This window comes from Micromonospora sp. NBC_01412 (genome assembly GCF_045040215.1).
GTDB lineage: Bacteria > Actinomycetota > Actinomycetes > Mycobacteriales > Micromonosporaceae > Micromonospora > Micromonospora rubida.
Genome location: NZ_CP109528.1, coordinates 5,069,705 through 5,083,753, shown reverse-complemented (window position 1 = coordinate 5,083,753; position 14,049 = coordinate 5,069,705). Strand labels below are relative to the sequence as shown.

At 74.0% G+C, this 14,049-nt stretch carries 14 protein-coding genes, 1 tRNA gene and 2 pseudogenes; 9 read left to right on the top strand and 8 right to left on the bottom strand.

Annotated elements, in window-relative coordinates:
• Positions 1-383: 383 nt before the first annotated feature.
• From OG617_RS23255 to OG617_RS23245, 3 genes and pseudogenes are all read left to right on the top strand, one after another.
• Positions 384-1,945: pseudogene (locus OG617_RS23255) on the top strand (replication initiator).
• The gene (locus OG617_RS23250; protein ID WP_405095102.1) at positions 1,942-2,139 is read left to right on the top strand and encodes an excisionase family DNA-binding protein; all 198 of its coding nucleotides are present in this window, start codon (positions 1,942-1,944) and stop codon (positions 2,137-2,139) included. Before OG617_RS23255 ends, OG617_RS23250 begins: the two are co-directional and overlap by 4 nt.
• A complete protein-coding gene (locus tag OG617_RS23245; protein WP_405095101.1) occupies positions 2,139-3,359 on the top strand; it encodes a tyrosine-type recombinase/integrase in 1,221 nt (406 codons plus the stop codon). The genes OG617_RS23250 and OG617_RS23245 overlap by 1 nt, the downstream gene beginning before the upstream one ends.
• A 77-nt stretch (positions 3,360-3,436) precedes the next feature.
• On the opposite strand, the gene OG617_RS23240 is transcribed toward OG617_RS23245, so the two are convergent.
• Positions 3,437-3,508 (bottom strand) — tRNA-Val (locus OG617_RS23240).
• Positions 3,509-3,558: 50 nt separating this feature from the next.
• A complete protein-coding gene (locus OG617_RS23235) occupies positions 3,559-4,134 on the bottom strand; it encodes a TIGR02611 family protein (protein ID WP_405095100.1) in 576 nt (191 codons plus the stop codon).
• 274 nt (positions 4,135-4,408) lie between these two features.
• On the opposite strand from OG617_RS23235, the gene OG617_RS23230 reads away from it, so the two are divergent.
• Positions 4,409-4,840 (top strand): SsgA family sporulation/cell division regulator, encoded by a 432-nt coding sequence (locus tag OG617_RS23230; RefSeq protein WP_007457244.1) that lies wholly within the window; start codon positions 4,409-4,411, stop codon positions 4,838-4,840.
• 69 nt (positions 4,841-4,909) lie between these two features.
• On the opposite strand, the gene OG617_RS23225 is transcribed toward OG617_RS23230, so the two are convergent.
• On the bottom strand, positions 4,910-5,686 hold the full coding sequence (locus OG617_RS23225) for a glucose 1-dehydrogenase (RefSeq protein WP_405095099.1): 777 nt from the start codon (positions 5,684-5,686) through the stop codon (positions 4,910-4,912).
• Positions 5,687-5,820: 134 nt separating this feature from the next.
• Between OG617_RS23225 and OG617_RS23220 the strand changes: the two are divergent.
• Both OG617_RS23220 and OG617_RS23215 read left to right on the top strand, forming a co-directional pair.
• Positions 5,821-6,843, top strand: a pseudogene (locus tag OG617_RS23220) (helix-turn-helix transcriptional regulator); the annotation flags it as partial.
• 277 nt (positions 6,844-7,120) lie between these two features.
• Positions 7,121-7,576 carry an RrF2 family transcriptional regulator gene (locus OG617_RS23215; RefSeq protein WP_405095098.1) on the top strand — a complete coding sequence of 152 codons (456 nt, stop codon included), beginning with the start codon at positions 7,121-7,123 and terminating at the stop codon, positions 7,574-7,576.
• Between the two features lie 85 nt (positions 7,577-7,661).
• On the opposite strand, the gene OG617_RS23210 is transcribed toward OG617_RS23215, so the two are convergent.
• Positions 7,662-8,216 carry a flavin reductase family protein gene (locus OG617_RS23210; protein WP_405103915.1) on the bottom strand — a complete coding sequence of 185 codons (555 nt, stop codon included), beginning with the start codon at positions 8,214-8,216 and terminating at the stop codon, positions 7,662-7,664.
• A 206-nt stretch (positions 8,217-8,422) separates the two neighbouring features.
• Positions 8,423-8,500 carry a putative leader peptide gene (locus OG617_RS23205; RefSeq protein WP_405103913.1) on the bottom strand — a complete coding sequence of 26 codons (78 nt, stop codon included), beginning with the start codon at positions 8,498-8,500 and terminating at the stop codon, positions 8,423-8,425.
• A gap of 249 nt (positions 8,501-8,749) precedes the next feature.
• Here OG617_RS23205 and OG617_RS23200 point away from each other — a divergent pair, with 249 nt between their 5' ends.
• Positions 8,750-8,929: a DUF4236 domain-containing protein gene (locus OG617_RS23200; RefSeq protein WP_007075522.1), complete on the top strand. Its 180-nt coding sequence runs from the start codon at positions 8,750-8,752 to the stop codon at positions 8,927-8,929.
• A gap of 248 nt (positions 8,930-9,177) precedes the next feature.
• Here the strand turns inward: OG617_RS23200 and OG617_RS23195 are convergent, their stop codons facing one another.
• The gene (locus OG617_RS23195) at positions 9,178-10,191 is read right to left on the bottom strand and encodes a hypothetical protein (RefSeq protein WP_405095097.1); all 1,014 of its coding nucleotides are present in this window, start codon (positions 10,189-10,191) and stop codon (positions 9,178-9,180) included.
• Positions 10,192-10,240: 49 nt separating this feature from the next.
• Positions 10,241-10,762 (bottom strand): VOC family protein, encoded by a 522-nt coding sequence (locus tag OG617_RS23190; protein WP_405095096.1) that lies wholly within the window; start codon positions 10,760-10,762, stop codon positions 10,241-10,243.
• A gap of 58 nt (positions 10,763-10,820) precedes the next feature.
• Between OG617_RS23190 and OG617_RS23185 the strand changes: the two genes are divergently transcribed.
• A complete protein-coding gene (locus tag OG617_RS23185; protein WP_405095095.1) occupies positions 10,821-11,270 on the top strand; it encodes a MarR family winged helix-turn-helix transcriptional regulator in 450 nt (149 codons plus the stop codon).
• Positions 11,271-11,330: 60 nt separating this feature from the next.
• Positions 11,331-13,160 (top strand): tetratricopeptide repeat protein, encoded by a 1,830-nt coding sequence (locus tag OG617_RS23180; RefSeq protein WP_405095094.1) that lies wholly within the window; start codon positions 11,331-11,333, stop codon positions 13,158-13,160.
• A gap of 65 nt (positions 13,161-13,225) precedes the next feature.
• Here the strand turns inward: OG617_RS23180 and OG617_RS23175 are convergent, their stop codons facing one another.
• Positions 13,226-13,852, bottom strand: coding sequence for an SGNH/GDSL hydrolase family protein (locus OG617_RS23175; protein ID WP_405095093.1), 627 nt, complete (start codon positions 13,850-13,852; stop codon positions 13,226-13,228).
• Positions 13,853-14,049: the final 197 nt, after the last annotated feature.

Here is a 14,049-nt window from a genome sequence, read left to right as displayed (position 1 = left end):
ATGCGGGCCACGTCCCGCCGGCTCTCGATCGCACCGGCCGCTGTGTAGCCGGCCACCAGAATCCGCTGAGCGGCCCAGCACGGCCTTCCCTGCCGTCCACGATGGCCCGGATTCGTTTCCCTCGACGGGTGGGGATCGCCTGCGGCAACTTCCCGGATGCCGACGACCAGGCACCCCACCCGTCCCGGCATCACACACCGTCCAGCAACCGGAAAGACGCATCCCAGCGGCGGTCGGTGGCCGATAGCCATGCTTCCGCCCTCCGGCGTCAGCCGCCCTCTCCGGCGGTGCCAGGAGACACCACGAACACCACCGACGGACACCGCTCCGGCGTCCGGTGGCAGTTCGTCGTCCGTCCCTGCCACCCGCCTTGAGGAGAATCCGTGTCCGCCCTGCCCACCCTGCACCGCCCCGGCGTCGCCGCCGGCCGTGACGCCCAGGCCCTGTACCGGGCCACCGCGCCGGACTTCTTCGGCTGGCTGGAGCACACCCGCGCCGCCGGAGGCTGCACCCGCCCGATCCGCCTGACCGGCACCCTCACCGCCGTCGAGACCGACACCGGCCGCGTCGTGGAGCAGCGGCACACCGACGAACTGCCCGACCGGACGCTGTACAAGGCGTGCGGCAACCGACGTGCCGCCCAGTGCCCCGACTGCGCCTGGGTCTACGCCGGAGATGCCTTCCAAGTCGTCCGCTGCGGCCTCACCGGCGGCAAGACCGTCCCCGCCGCCGTCGCCACGCATCCGGTCGTCTTCGCCACCTTCACCGCCCCGTCCTTCGGCCCGGTCCACCACCGGCACATCCCCCGCCACACCTGCACCGACCGGCGACGCTGCGACTGCCGCCCGGCACCCTGCCACGCCCGCCGCACCGCCGTCACCTGCCCACACGGGCAGGCCGCGGCCTGCTTCACCCGCCACGACAGCGATGATCCGCAGCTCGGCCGGCCGCTGTGCCTCGACTGCTACGACCACGACCACCAGGTCGTCTGGAACGCCTTCTCCGGCGAGCTGTGGCGACGCACCAAACAGGCCATCGAACGCCACCTCACCGCCCTGTGCCGCCAACGCGGCATCGGTCACGTCCAGGTCGCCACGGACACCGGCCGAATCCGCCGGGTGCCTCCGGTGCGGGTGTCACACGGCAAGGTAGCCGAGATGCAGCGCCGGGGCGCGGTGCACTTTCACGCCCTGCTGCGCCTCGACGGCGTCGACCCCCACGACCGGCACGCCCTGGTGCCGCCGCCGGCCGGCATCACCGCCGACGACCTCGACGCCGCCGTCCACGCCGCCGCCCGGCAGATCACGATCACCACCCCGCCGCACCCGACCGGCCGCAAGGCTGGCCGATCGCCTGGGGTGAGCAGGTCGACGTACGCCGCATCGGCACCAGCGACGGGGACGTGACCGACGGGAAGGTCGCCGCCTACCTCGCCAAGTACGCCACCAAGGCCACCGAGGTCACCGGCCACTGCTCCACCCGCCTCACCCCCGACACCATCGACGCCTACGCCGACCCGCAAGGCGACCACCTCGCCCGCCTCATCGACGCCTGCTGGCGACTCGGACGCCCCACCCACCGCCACACCACCCGCACCGCCACCCCGGCCGGCGAGCGTCAAGGCGACCTTGACACCACACCCAACGCCTACGCCGGGCTGCGTCGATGGGCGCACATGCTCGGCTACGGCGGTCATCTCCTCACCAAGGGCCGCCGCTACTCGGTCACCTTCGGCATGCTCCGCGACACCCGCGCCACCTACCGCCGAGCCGAGGAAGACACCGCCGACACCATCACCGTCGGCACTCTCACCTTTACCGGCTCCGGCTGGCTGACCGACGGGGATGCCCTGCTCGCCAACACCGCCGCCGCCCAACACCGGGAACGCAGACGCATCGGCCGGGAGGAACTCGCCCACGAGGCGTGGTCGGGGGTGGCGGCTTGAGCAGGAACCTCACCCCGCGCTGGTACTCCCCCGCCGAGGTCGCCGTACTGCTCGGCTTCGGCCTGTCCAAGGTCAAGATGAAGATCGCCACCGGCGAGCTGCGCTCCATCAAGGACGGCAAGTACCGCCGCATCCTCCCCGAATGGGTCGACGACTACATCCGCGAACAGGTCGAACGGCAGGAGGCCGCCTGATGCCCGCCCGCGCACGAGCCAACGGCGAAGGCTCGATCTACGCCTACCGCAACGGCTTCGCCGCGTACGTCTGGGTCACCAAGCCCGACGGCAAGCGCACCCGCAAGTACGTCTACGGCCCCACCCGCGAGATCGTCCACGACAAGTGGATCAAGCTGCACCAGCAGGCCAAGGCCGGGCCGGTGGCGACCACCGTCCCGACGGTCGGCAGCTTCCTCACCTACTGGCTGACCGAGATCATCGAGCCGAACAGGGCACCGCTGACCTACGCGACCTACGAGACGTTCGTCCGCCGCTACATCGCCCCCGGCCTCGGGGCCAAGCGGCTCGACCGGCTCCAGCCGCGGGACGTGCAGACCTGGATCAACCAGGTGGCCCGCACCTGCCAGTGCTGCGCCCAGGGCAAGGACGCCGCCCGCCGCAAGGACAAGCGCCGCTGCTGCGCCGTCGGCCGCTGCTGCCAGGCCGTCCCCTCGACGCGGACGGTCAGCGACATCCGGGCCGCGCTACGGGCCGCCCTCACCCACGCTCAGGCCGAAGACCTCATCACCAAGAACCCGGCCGTGCCGGTCACCCTCGCCACGGTCCGCCGCCGACGCGGCAAGTCCTGGTCGAGCGACGAGGCCCGCAGGTTCCTCGAATCGGCTCGCGCCGACCAGGACCCGCTCTACGCCGCCTACGCCCTGGTCCTCGTCACCGGCCTCCGCAAGGGCGAGGCGCTGGGACTCACCTGGGATGACATCGACCTCGATTCCGGAGAGCTGACCATCGGCCGGCAACTGCAACGCGTACGGGGAAAGCTGCTCCACCGCGACACCAAGACTCAGGCGTCCGACGCCACTCTCCCGCTCCCGGACATCTGCGTGACCGCACTCAGGCTGCGGAGCGAACAACGCGACGAAACGCGATCAGCCGCCGGAAAGGCGTGGCAGGAATCCGGCCTCGTATTCACCACCCGCCATGGCACACCCATCGAGCCGCGCAACTTCCAACGCTCCTGGCAGAACCGGTGCGACAAGGCGGGAGTCAAGCCGATCACCGTCCACGACGCCCGCCGCACCTGCGCCACCCTGCTCGCCGACCTCGACGTACACCCGAGAGTCGCCATGCAGATCCTCCGGCACGCCCGTTTCTCCGTGACAATGGAGATCTACACGCAGGTCTCGTCGAAGGCGACCCGGGAAGCTCTCAAGCGTCTCGGCGACTCCCTCGGCCGCTGACGCCGTTGCTGTACTTCGCTGCTGTACGACAGCAGAAAGGCCACCTCCCGTTTCCGGGAAGTGGCCTTTGACCTGCGTGGGCGATGCTGGTATCGAACCAGCGACCTCTTCGGTGTGAACGAAGCGCTCTCCCACTGAGCTAATCGCCCTCAGCGGCGTTGACTCTACCCGATCGAGGGACCGGACCGCGAATCCGGGGTCAGTGCGTCGCGAGGTAGTGCAGCAGCCGGGCCAGCAGGTCGATGCCGAGGCTGTACTTGAGCGAGAGCCAGACCACCACGGCGACGAAGACCAGCCCCACGGACCCGAGCACGAACCGCACCGCCAGGGACCGGCTGGTGACCCAACGGGTCCAGCCCTGCACGTGCCGGCGGGTGAAGTCGAGCAGCCGGCGGGCCCAGTGGAACTCCACGGCCCAGATGCCCAGCCCGGCGATCACCAGCAGCCAGCCGGGGCCGGGCAGCGGGATCAGGGCGATACCGAGGGTGACGACGAGGGCGCCGGCGACGGAGATGAATATCTTGAGGGTGACCCGGCCGGTGGGGTTGGCGCGGATCAGGTCGAGGGTGGTGCCCACCCGCCGCCGGAAGCGCCCACGGCGCCGCTCGGCGACCGCCGTCCCGCCCCCGGATTCCGGGCCGTCGGGGCCACCCCGGCCGCGCCGGTCGCGCTGATCCTTCGGCACTGCGTACCCCCGCCTTTCGGCTGCTCGGACCCCTCCTTTCGGGGGGCCGGACCAAGCCGGCACATCCACTGAGGATCGGTTCGTGGCCATTTCGCCCTCCAGTGTCGCTCCGGCCCGTCACTCCATCGGACCACTGGACGTTACCGGAGTAAGTCGACGTCTGAACCACCCCGATGCCGGGCGGGATCACGCACTGGGCAGAACCGGATATCGTACAAGAATTTTCACATTCTAGCGGCGTTTCCGACCCCCTTCCCACCACTGGGTGAAGTCAGCGTATGGCGGAGCGTAGCCAGGAGTAGCACCTGAGTATGGGAAAAGCGGGACACGCGCGTTCCGCAGCGGTGCCGGGGGGAGAACGTCCATGAGTGTCATCCGACCGACGACCGTAGAGGTCGAGACGTCGCTAAGGCTCGTCGCGCCTGACGCCACCGCATTGCCGGTGCGTGCCAGCCTGCGTTACGACCCTGCTGATCCGTATGCGGTCCATGTCCTGTTCCATGCCGAATCCGCCGGCGGTGAGGCGGTGAGCTGGTCGTTCGCCCGCGAACTGCTGGTCACCGGCCTGGACGAGCCGGCCGGCATCGGTGACGTGCGGGTCTGGCCGTGGGCCACCCCGCGCGGCGACTTCGTCGCGCTGGCGCTGTCGTCGCCGGACGGCAACGCCCTGTTCGAGGTGCCGCGCAGCGTCCTGGTGCGCTTCCTGCGGCGGACCTACGTCGTCGTCCCGCGCGGCCGGGAGGCCGAGCACCTGGACGTCGACACGGCGGTGAACCGGCTCCTCGCCGGTCGCTGACACGACGCCGGCCGGGGCCGCGCGGATCTGCCGAGTCCGCGCGGCCCCGGCCGCTGTGTGGGTACGCGCTCAGCCGTGCGTCGTGATCCCGCCGTCGACGGGGATGACCGCGCCGGTCAGGTACGCCCCCGCCCGCGACGACAGGTAGATCGCGGTGCCGGCCATGTCCTCCGGGCGCCCGATCCGGCCGAGCGGGACCTGCTGCTCGATCGCCGACCGGGCCGCCGGGTCCTCCAGCGCGAAGGCCAACATCTTGGTCTCGAACGGCCCCGGCGCGATCGCGTTCACGGTGATCCGCTCGCCGGCGAGCTGGTGGGCGAGGCCACGGGTGAGCATGTGCACGGCCGCCTTGGTGGCCGAGTACGCGTACACCTCCATGGACGGCACCCGGATGCCGTCGATCGAGCCGATGTTGATCACCCGGGCCGGGTCGTCGTCGGTGGCCGCGGCGCGCAGCGCCGGCAGCAGGGCGGTGGTGAGCCGGAAGACGGCCTTGACGTTGACCGCCCAGAGCTTGTCGAACGCGCTCTCCGGGTACGACTCCAGCGGCGCTCCCCAGGTGGCCCCGGCGTTGTTGACCAGCACGTCGAGCCGGTCCACCCGCTCCCGGACGGCTGCGGCCAGGCCCTCGGCCCCCGCGTCGTGGCCCAGGTCGGCGGGGATCGCCGCGCAGCGCCCCTCGGCGGACAGTTCCTCGGCGACCGCCTCGCAGACGTCCGCCTTGCGGGAAGAGATGATCACGTCTGCGCCGGCCCGCACGAAGCCCTGGGCGATCATCAGCCCGATGCCCCGTGAGCCGCCCGTGACCAGGACCGTCTTGCCTTCGACCGAGAACAGATCCGTCATGCCCATCCCATCGCCGTTCGGGGCCGCCGGTGGTCCGCCGGACCCGGCGCTACCGATCGGTAACCTATCCGGGTCGCCGTGCCCCGACAAGCCGCCGGGCCGGCGTGGGACAGGGTGACCCGGGCCGTGTCGGGATGCGGCCTGCTCGGCCCCGGGTTACCGTCGCAGCGATGGTCCCCTCCGGTCAGCCCTCCCCGGCACCCCCCACCGACCAGGCGTCGACCCGCCCCGACCTGGCGTCGACCCGCCCCGCCCCGGCGACGGCCCGTCCCGCCCCCGCGCCCCGCGCCGAGGCCGCCGCCCGGTCCGCCGGCATCGCCGCCCTCTCCCTCGGCGACCTCGCCCCGGACCCCGAGTGGCGGCGCCCCGTCCTGCTCGACGCGGACCTCGTGGTCCTCGTCACCGGCGGCCACGGCACCGCCGAGCTGGACTTCCGGCCGCTGCCCTGCCGCACCGGAACCCTGCTGCGGGTACGCCCCGGCCAGGCGCTGCGCTGCACCGGGAGGCAGCTCGACGCCGTGGTGCTGCGCTGGACGCCCGCCGCCCTGCTGCGGGACCCGGACCTCGACGGCGACGACGTGCCGGCGCACCGGCAGCTCACCGGGGAGGACGAGGACGCGGTGCTCAACGAGGTCACCCAGCTCGTGGTGGACCTGCGGCGGCAACCTGACGTGCCCGCCGCCCGCGCACTGCTCCGTCACCAGCTCGCCGTGCTGCTGCTGCGGCTCACGCTGCTGGCCACCGACCCGGCGGACCCGGCGCAGGCCGGGCGGCACGCCGAGAGCCCCACGTTCGGGCGGCTCCGCCAGGAGGTCGAGCGCGGCTACCAGCACACCCGCCGGGTGGAGGACTACGCGGCCCGGATCGGCTGCTCGGTGCGTACCCTCACCCGGGCCTGCCTCGCGGTGACCGGGCGCAGCGCGAAGCAGGTGATCGACGAGCGGGTGGCCCTCCAGGCCAGCCGGCTGCTCGCCGCCACCGACGAGCCGATCGCCCGGATCGGCCACCGGCTCGGCTTCCCGGAGCCGACCAACTTCGGCCGGTTCTTCACCCGCGAGGCGGGGGTGAGCCCCGGCGCGTTCCGGGCGGCCCGTGGCCGGCCGACGCCCGCCGGGCCATCGCAGCCGGGCCCTGAGGGCCGCGAGCCGGCGCCGCCCCATCGAGACCGGGAGCAGGCGTCGTACCACAACGGCCGGGAGCAGCCGCCGGCCGCGCGCGCGGGCGGCGGCCGGCGGCCGGACGCCCCGAGCGGGTCGAGCGGGTCGAGCGGGTCGAGCGGGTCGGCGCGAAACAGCCGGGAGCGTGCGGCGGCGGGCGGGCGGGAGCGTCCAACGGGCCACGGCGGCGGGCGGGACGGGGCGGCGGCGGGTCGGATCGTCCGGCCTCGGCCGCCCACCGATCCGACCGGCCGGGCGGGGCGGGCATGATGAGGGGGTGCAGATCTCCGCGCGCGGTGACTACGCGGTACGGGCGGCGCTGAGCCTCGCCACCGCGTACCCCTCCCTGCTGTCCACCCAGGCCATCGCGACGGAACAGGACATGCCGCGCAAGTTCCTGGAGGCGGTCCTGGCCGACCTGCGCCGAGCCGGGCTGGTTCGGGCCCAGCGCGGCGCCGAGGGCGGCTACACGCTGGCCCGGCCGCCGAAGGAGGTCACCATCGGGGCGATCCTGCGGGCCGTCGACGGCCCGCTGGCCGGAGTGCGCGGGATGCGCCCCGAGGAGACCAGCTACGAGGGGGCGGCGGAGAACCTGCCCCGGCTCTGGGTGGCCGTCCGGGCGGCGGTGCGGCAGGTGGTCGACGAGGTGAGCCTGTCCGAGCTGACCAGCGGCCGGCTGCCGGGCCACGTGCGGCGGCTGATCGCCCGGCCGGACGCCTGGGAACCCCGCTGACCGCCGCCCGCAGGCGGCAACGACGCGGGCCGGGCAGGCGGTTGGTCGGCCCGGGCGCCTGACCCCTCGGTACGGGCCGGCGCGCTCAGCCGGAGATGTCCCACGGGTCGACGGTGGTGGTGAAGCCGGCCCGGTGGTGCACCAACGGGTTGCTGTCCTCCCCTGACCCGAGAGCCAGTGGCTCGGCGATGACGATGGTGTGGTCGCCTGCGGTCACCCGGTGCACCACCCGGCAGAGCAGCACCGCGAGCGCCCCGTCGACCAGCGGCACCCCGAACGGACCGGCCGTCCATCCCCGGTGCTCAGCGAAGCGGTCGATGCCGCTGGTGGCAAAGGTGCGGGCCACCTGCTGCTGCCCGGCCGCGAGCAGATTCACGGCCACGTGCTCCGCGCGTTCGAGGGTCGGCCAGCTCGACGACGCCCGGGCGAGGCAGAACGACACCAGCGGCGGCTCCAGCGACACCGAGGTGAACGAGGTGGCGGTGAACCCGGCGGGCGGCAGCGGCGGGCGTCCCCGGCCGGCGGAGGCTCCCGGCGCGGTGACCACGGTGACCGTGGCCGCCTGCCGGCGCAGCAGGGCGCGGAGCAGGTTGGTGTCGACGGGGCACAGCTCGACGGTGCCGGCCCCGGGCCGGTCCACGGTGGGTGCGGCGGGCGCGACGGGGGTGGTCGGCAGCGGTCGCGGGGATGGGGACACGGTTGTCTCCTGATCTGTCCACGGAGGAGGTGGGTCCACGATCGGTGGGGCGCGCCCCGGCGGGCGGGACGCGGCGGAACGCCGCCCCGCGGTGAGCGGACGGGCGTGCGGGACGTGGTGACGGGGGCCGGGCCGGCCGACCGGTCAGCTCAACAGAGCGCGCTCGCGTGCCGGACCAGGTCGACGTGCACGCGGGCGGTGAGGAGAGGCTCGTCCCGCTGCGACATGTGCTCATCGTGCCGTCGTCCCGCGCCGCCGGTCAACGCCCTTCCACACGTTGAGATCAGCGTCTCCCGAGCCGACGCCCATCGCTTCCACCAGCACTTGTCACCTCGAAACACCCATCCGTTGAGTAGAGATTGTCGCGCCGGGCGGTGACGCGGTCCAGTAGGGACCCGGGGAGGTTTCGCGAATCGTCGTTTCGGGCATGTTCGATCTCGACACGGCAGACGATTGGTGACGAAGGGAGCCCCGCGATGGGCCTCATGTTCCGTAAGCGCAAGAAGTACGGCCCGATCATCCTGAACTTCACCGAGAACGGCTTCTCCTCGTGGAGCATCAAGATCGGCCGATGGTCCTGGAACTCGCGGGCCAAGGCGCACCGCGTCGACCTGCCCGGTCCGCTGTCGTGGAAGCAGGACAAGTCCCGGGCCTGACCTCCCGGATTCGAGCGGGGCGCCGACGATATCGTCGGCGCCCCGCTCGACGTCCCGGCCACGCTCCGGTGACGTCACCGGCTACGCCCCGGCCTTGCTCCGGCAACGTCCCGAGCACGCCCCGGCCGGTGACGTTTCGGCAGCGTTCCGGCCCTCGACGTTTCGGCGGGGTTCCCGGCCGGCCCGTCACCCGGCACCGTCCGCCTCCGGGACGGTGCTCCGCGGCTACGGCAGGGCGTCCGGCGTGCTCAGGCAGCCGGGCGGCCACCCGGCGCTGCGGTGATCAGCACGTCCCCGCCGAGCCGGCCGTGTTCCGGGTCGCGGGTCGCCGCCCCCGAGTCGAGCAGGCCCGTCACCGCCCGGGTCGCGTCGGCAGCCCGGTAGGGCGTGGCGGTGAGTGCGTGCCGGCGCAGCTCGGTGACCGTACCCGGGCCGTGGCGGTCGAGCTCGGCGAGCAGTTCCCGGGCCAGCGGGTCAGGGTCCGGCTCCGCGACGACGTCGAGGGGCCGCCCCCGGGGGTCGGCCGGGTCGCACAGGCTCATCCCGGAGGCGACCGCCCAGAGCGCGTCCTTGAACGCCTGGAGGCTGCGGTCCGACGAGGTCGCGAACGCCACCCGCCACCCGTCGGACGGCGGCACGCCGACCACCGCACCGGCCGCGCCCGCCGGCTCCCCGGCCCCACCCACCGGCTGCGCCGGGATGGTGGCCGGCCGAGCCTCCCCCGCGCCCGTCGTCGGTCCCGTCGGGGCGGTCGCCGCGACCAGGTCGACCTCGGTGACCAGCGGGAAACCGGCCGCGTCCAGCGCCGGCCGCAGGGGCGCTCCGGGGCCGGTGACCAGCAGCAGGTCTGCCGGGCGGCCGGCCCGCGCGGCGGCCAGCAGGGCCGGCGTCGGGTCCGCGCCGTGGGCCACGGTCAGCAGCGGGGCGCCCACCGCCCCGGCCGCCTTGAGCGCCACCGGCAGCCGCCCCGGGTCGCCGGGCATGACGTGCACGGCCACCTCGGCGGGCAGGGTCGCCTCGATCGCGCCCAACCGGGCCGGCAGCGCCTGGTCGCCGTCGGCCAGCACCAGGATGGTCAGCCGGAACCCGCGCAGCCGGTCGGCGAGGTCCGCCACCGCCCGCAGCGCGGCGTCCGCGCCCCCTGCGTCGGTCCCGGCGTACGCCAGGGCGAGGGTGGCCCGCCGGGCGCGTTGCAGCGCCGCGGGCAACCAGGCTTCGAGCTGTCGGGCGAGCAGCTCGCGCAGTACGGTGTCGGTCGGCATGCTGTCGTTCTACCCCACCGGCCCGGGACGCGGCTCCCCACCCCGGCGGTCAGGCCGGAACGGAGATGCCCACCCCACCGCGGGTCTGACCGCCGTAGCGCTGCCGCTCGCGGTCCAGGTCGAGGCGGCCGATCCGCTTGCGGGCGGCCAGGGCGTCGTCGTCGAGTTGGTCGGCCGGGATCAGCCAGACGATCTCGAACTCCAGCCCGTCCGGGTCCTGCCCGTAGAGGCTCTTGGTGGTGCCGTGGTCGGAGCTGCCGACCAGGGCGCCGGCGGCGGCCAGCCGCTCGGCGGTGACGGCCAGCTCGTCGAGGGTGTCGACCTCCCAGGCCAGGTGGTAGAGGCCGACGGTGGCCCGGCCTGCGGTGGAGCGGCCGGCGGCCCGGCCGAGCTCGAACAGGCCGAGGTCGTGGTCGTTGGTGGAGCCGGAGGCCTGGAGGAAGGCCGCGCCCCGGAACCCGTCGGGGGTCATCGGGATGACCCGGAAGCCCAGCACGTCGCGGTAGAAGGCGACGCTGCGGGCCAGGTCGGAGACGTAGAGGACGGCGTGGTTGAGGCGGTGGATTCCCATGCCGCCCAGGCTAGCGCGATTTGGTTGAGCGTTCAACAAGTTCGGTTATGCTGGGGCCATGACCCGCTGGCTGGACCCTGACGAGCAACGCACCTGGCGGGCGTACCTCGCCGCCTCCCGGGCGCTGATGGACACGCTCGACCGCGAGCTGCAACGCGACGCGGGCATGCCGCACGCGTACTACGAGATCCTGGTCCGGCTCTCCGAGGCGCCCGACCGGCGGCTGCGGATGGGCGACCTGGCCGACGCGACCGGCTCCTCGCGCAGCCGGCTTTCGCACGCCGCCGCGCGGCTGGAGGCGTCCGGCTGGATCCGGCGGGAGGACTGCCCGACCGACCGGCGCGGGCAGGTCGCCACGCTCACCGCCGCCGGGCACGCCGCGCTCGCCGCCGCCGCGCCCGGCCACGTCGAGGGGGTGCGCCGGCACCTCTTCGACGCGCTCAGCCCCGCCCAGGTGGACCAGCTTCGCCGGATCAGCGAGACGCTATCCGACCACCTGACCGGATGATGACCGAATCGCGATAGTCGGGGGGTTGTACATATTGTCGCGGGACGGCCACGATGGGGCGTGTCCTCCGCCTTCGGTGATTTGACCGGCCAGGCGCACCACCTGGTGTCCGCCGGCGACCTGGCCGGCGCGCAACAGCTGCTCTCCGACGCGCTGAGCGACGCCGATCCGCGCCCCGACCACGCCTCCCCCGAGCTGGCCGACGCCGCCGGCCTCCAGGCTCGGGTGCTGGTCGCGCTAGGCGAGCCCCATTCGGCACGCGGCTGGGCCGCTTTCGCGTACGCGGCCACGAGCCGGCTGTACAGCCCCTCCGACCCGCGTACGGTCTCGGCGGCGGCGACCCTCGCCGCGGTGCTGCACCGGGTCGGCAGCTACGCCCGCGCCGCCCGGCTCTACTCCGACGTCATCATCGAGCTGACCGCCTCCGACGGCCCGGAGTCGCTGCGGGTGTTGGCCGCCCACGCCGACCTGGCCACCGTCGAGTACGCCCGCGGCCAGTGCGAGGTGGCCCGGGAACGCCTGCAGGACGCCTGGGAGCTGCACCGGGAGGTGTACGGGGACGGCCACCCCAGCGGCATCAAGATGCTGGCCCGGCTCGGGGCGATGCAGCGCGACTGCGGGGAGTTCGCCGAGGCGCACGACCACCTGGCCCTGGCCCGGGAGCTGTGCCGGCAGCACCTCGCCGTGGACGACCCGCTCGCCGTCCAGGTGGCGGGCCTGGCCCGGGCCGCTGCCAACCCCGACCACGTCTGCGCGCGGACGCCCCCAGCCGACCGGGAGGGGCCGGCGGAGGCACCCGTGGTCCCGGCGGCCCGCGTCCCGCCGGCCGCCGAGGGGCCACCGACGTACCAGACGGCGTGGCCGCCGGACGACGACCCGCACCCGCCGGCCGTGCCCGCACCCCGGACGCCCCCGGACGGAACGACCCACCACGCCGACGCAGGGACCCCCGCGCACGCCGGGCGCGACGACGGCTGGCCCCGTGAGGTCACCGGCCTCCCGGTCGACAGCGACCCGTGGATCCGGGAACACGTCGACCCCGAGACTGCCGGGGACGATCCGTGGGTCAGGGAACACGCCGCACCCGGCGCCCCGGCCCGCGCCGCCGACGACGACCGGTGGGTCCCGGACGGCGACGCGCGGGACATCCGGCCGTACCCGGAGGACGACCGGCGGGTCCCGGACGGCGACGCGCGGGGCGCCCGGCCGTACCCGGAGGACGACGACCGGTGGCCGGACGAGCCGGGATGGCCGGCCGCGAGTTCGCTGCCCCCGACGGTCGTCGGCCTGGCCGGTGCCGCCGACGAGCCGGCCGGGGTGCGGGCCGTGCGCCCGCCCGTGACCCGGGAGGACCGGTCCCGGCTGCTCCCGGTGCTGGTCCCCCGCCCGCCCGCGCCCCCGCCGCGCCGGCTCACCCCGCTCGTGGTGCTCGGCGGGGTGACCGTGGTGGTGCTCGGCACGGCGGCGGTGATCGCCGGGGTCGCCCGGGTGGGCGGCCCGGCACCCGGCCCGTCGCCCTCGGTCACCGCCCCGCCGGGCTCCGGCGCCCCGGGCGGCGGCCCGTCCGGCGCCGCGCCGTCCGCCGGAGCGTCGGCCAGCCCCCGGGCCGCCGCCTCACCCGGTACCCCGCCGGGCGGGTTCACCGTGCGGGACAACCGGGACAACATCGCGCTGCGCTGGACGTACCCGGCCGGCGCGAGCGGTCCGGTGGTGCTCGCCAGGGGCCAGTCCGGGCAACAGCCGCGCGCGTTCGAGACCCTCCCGCCGGGCAGCACGAGTTTGCTGGTCTACGACCTGGACCGGGCCAACGACTACTGCTTCACCGTCGCGGTGGTGTGGTCGGTGGAGACGGTCGGCCGGACCAGCCAGGTCTGCACGAACCGCCGCTGACCGGGATGCGCGGCCGGCGGACCGGGCGCCGGGGCCGGTACGTCGCCGGGCGGGGCCGGTGGGCCTCAGGCTGCCAGGGCGGTCAGGAAGGCGTCCGCGATGACCGCGTGGCCGGGCAGCCCCGGGTGCACCCGGTCGTCGGCCCAGCGGCTCGACGGGCTGTGCCGCAGCACCCGGTCGAAGGCGGCCTGGGTGGCCACGTGCACCGCCTCGAAGTCCTTGGCGAGGGCGGCCACCACGGCGGCGTACCGGTCGGTCTCGGCGCGCTGCGGCTCGTCGACGTCGGCCTCGATGAGGAACGGGTCGGCGAGGACCAGCCGGCATCCGGTGGCGTCCACGGCCCGGCGCAGCAGCGTGCGCAGGGTGCGCTCGTACTCGTCGATCGGCACCGCCTCGGCCTCCCGGCCCGGGGTGAACGCGCGCCAGATGTCGTTGATCCCGATCATCACGGAGAGCCAGTCGGGGCGCTCGCCGATCGCGTCGGCGTCCCAACGGGCCGCCAGGTCCCTGACGGTGTTGCCGCTGATCCCCCGGTTGACCCACGTCAGCTCGCGCTCCGGGTGCCGGGCGTCGACGAACGCGCGGACCAGGCTCGGGTACCCGACGCCGTAGGGGGCGGCGGCGTCACGCCGGCCACAGTCGGTGATGCTGTCCCCGATGAAGACGATCCGCTGACCGGCACCCAGCAACATCGCGCGCGACTCCGCCCCCCGGCGGCGGTGTCCCGCCCGACCGCTTGGTGGGAGAGGTCGTCGCACGGTATCTTTTGCAGTTCAGGCACAAAAAAGGAACGGCTGATAATTGCCGTTCCGATTGGAATCCTAATCACTAGGGAGACGGCTTGTCAAGGCACTCGGCGGGTCCCGACGAGCTACGGCACGACGACGAG

What these genes read in the sequence shown, in the direction of transcription:
- OG617_RS23245 (WP_405095101.1), top strand. Translation starts at nt 2,139, where the DNA reads ATGCCCGCCCGCGCACGAGCCAACGGCGAAGGCTCGATCTACGCCTAC.
- OG617_RS23235 (WP_405095100.1), bottom strand. Translation starts at nt 4,134, where the DNA reads ATGGCCACGAACCGATCCTCAGTGGATGTGCCGGCTTGGTCCGGCCCC.
- OG617_RS23230 (WP_007457244.1), top strand. Translation starts at nt 4,409, where the DNA reads ATGAGTGTCATCCGACCGACGACCGTAGAGGTCGAGACGTCGCTAAGG.
- OG617_RS23225 (WP_405095099.1), bottom strand. Translation starts at nt 5,686, where the DNA reads ATGACGGATCTGTTCTCGGTCGAAGGCAAGACGGTCCTGGTCACGGGC.
- OG617_RS23205 (WP_405103913.1), bottom strand. Translation starts at nt 8,500, where the DNA reads ATGTCGCAGCGGGACGAGCCTCTCCTCACCGCCCGCGTGCACGTCGAC.
- OG617_RS23200 (WP_007075522.1), top strand. Translation starts at nt 8,750, where the DNA reads ATGGGCCTCATGTTCCGTAAGCGCAAGAAGTACGGCCCGATCATCCTG.
- OG617_RS23195 (WP_405095097.1), bottom strand. Translation starts at nt 10,191, where the DNA reads ATGCCGACCGACACCGTACTGCGCGAGCTGCTCGCCCGACAGCTCGAA.
- OG617_RS23190 (WP_405095096.1), bottom strand. Translation starts at nt 10,762, where the DNA reads ATGGGAATCCACCGCCTCAACCACGCCGTCCTCTACGTCTCCGACCTG.
- OG617_RS23185 (WP_405095095.1), top strand. Translation starts at nt 10,821, where the DNA reads ATGACCCGCTGGCTGGACCCTGACGAGCAACGCACCTGGCGGGCGTAC.
- OG617_RS23175 (WP_405095093.1), bottom strand. Translation starts at nt 13,852, where the DNA reads ATGTTGCTGGGTGCCGGTCAGCGGATCGTCTTCATCGGGGACAGCATC.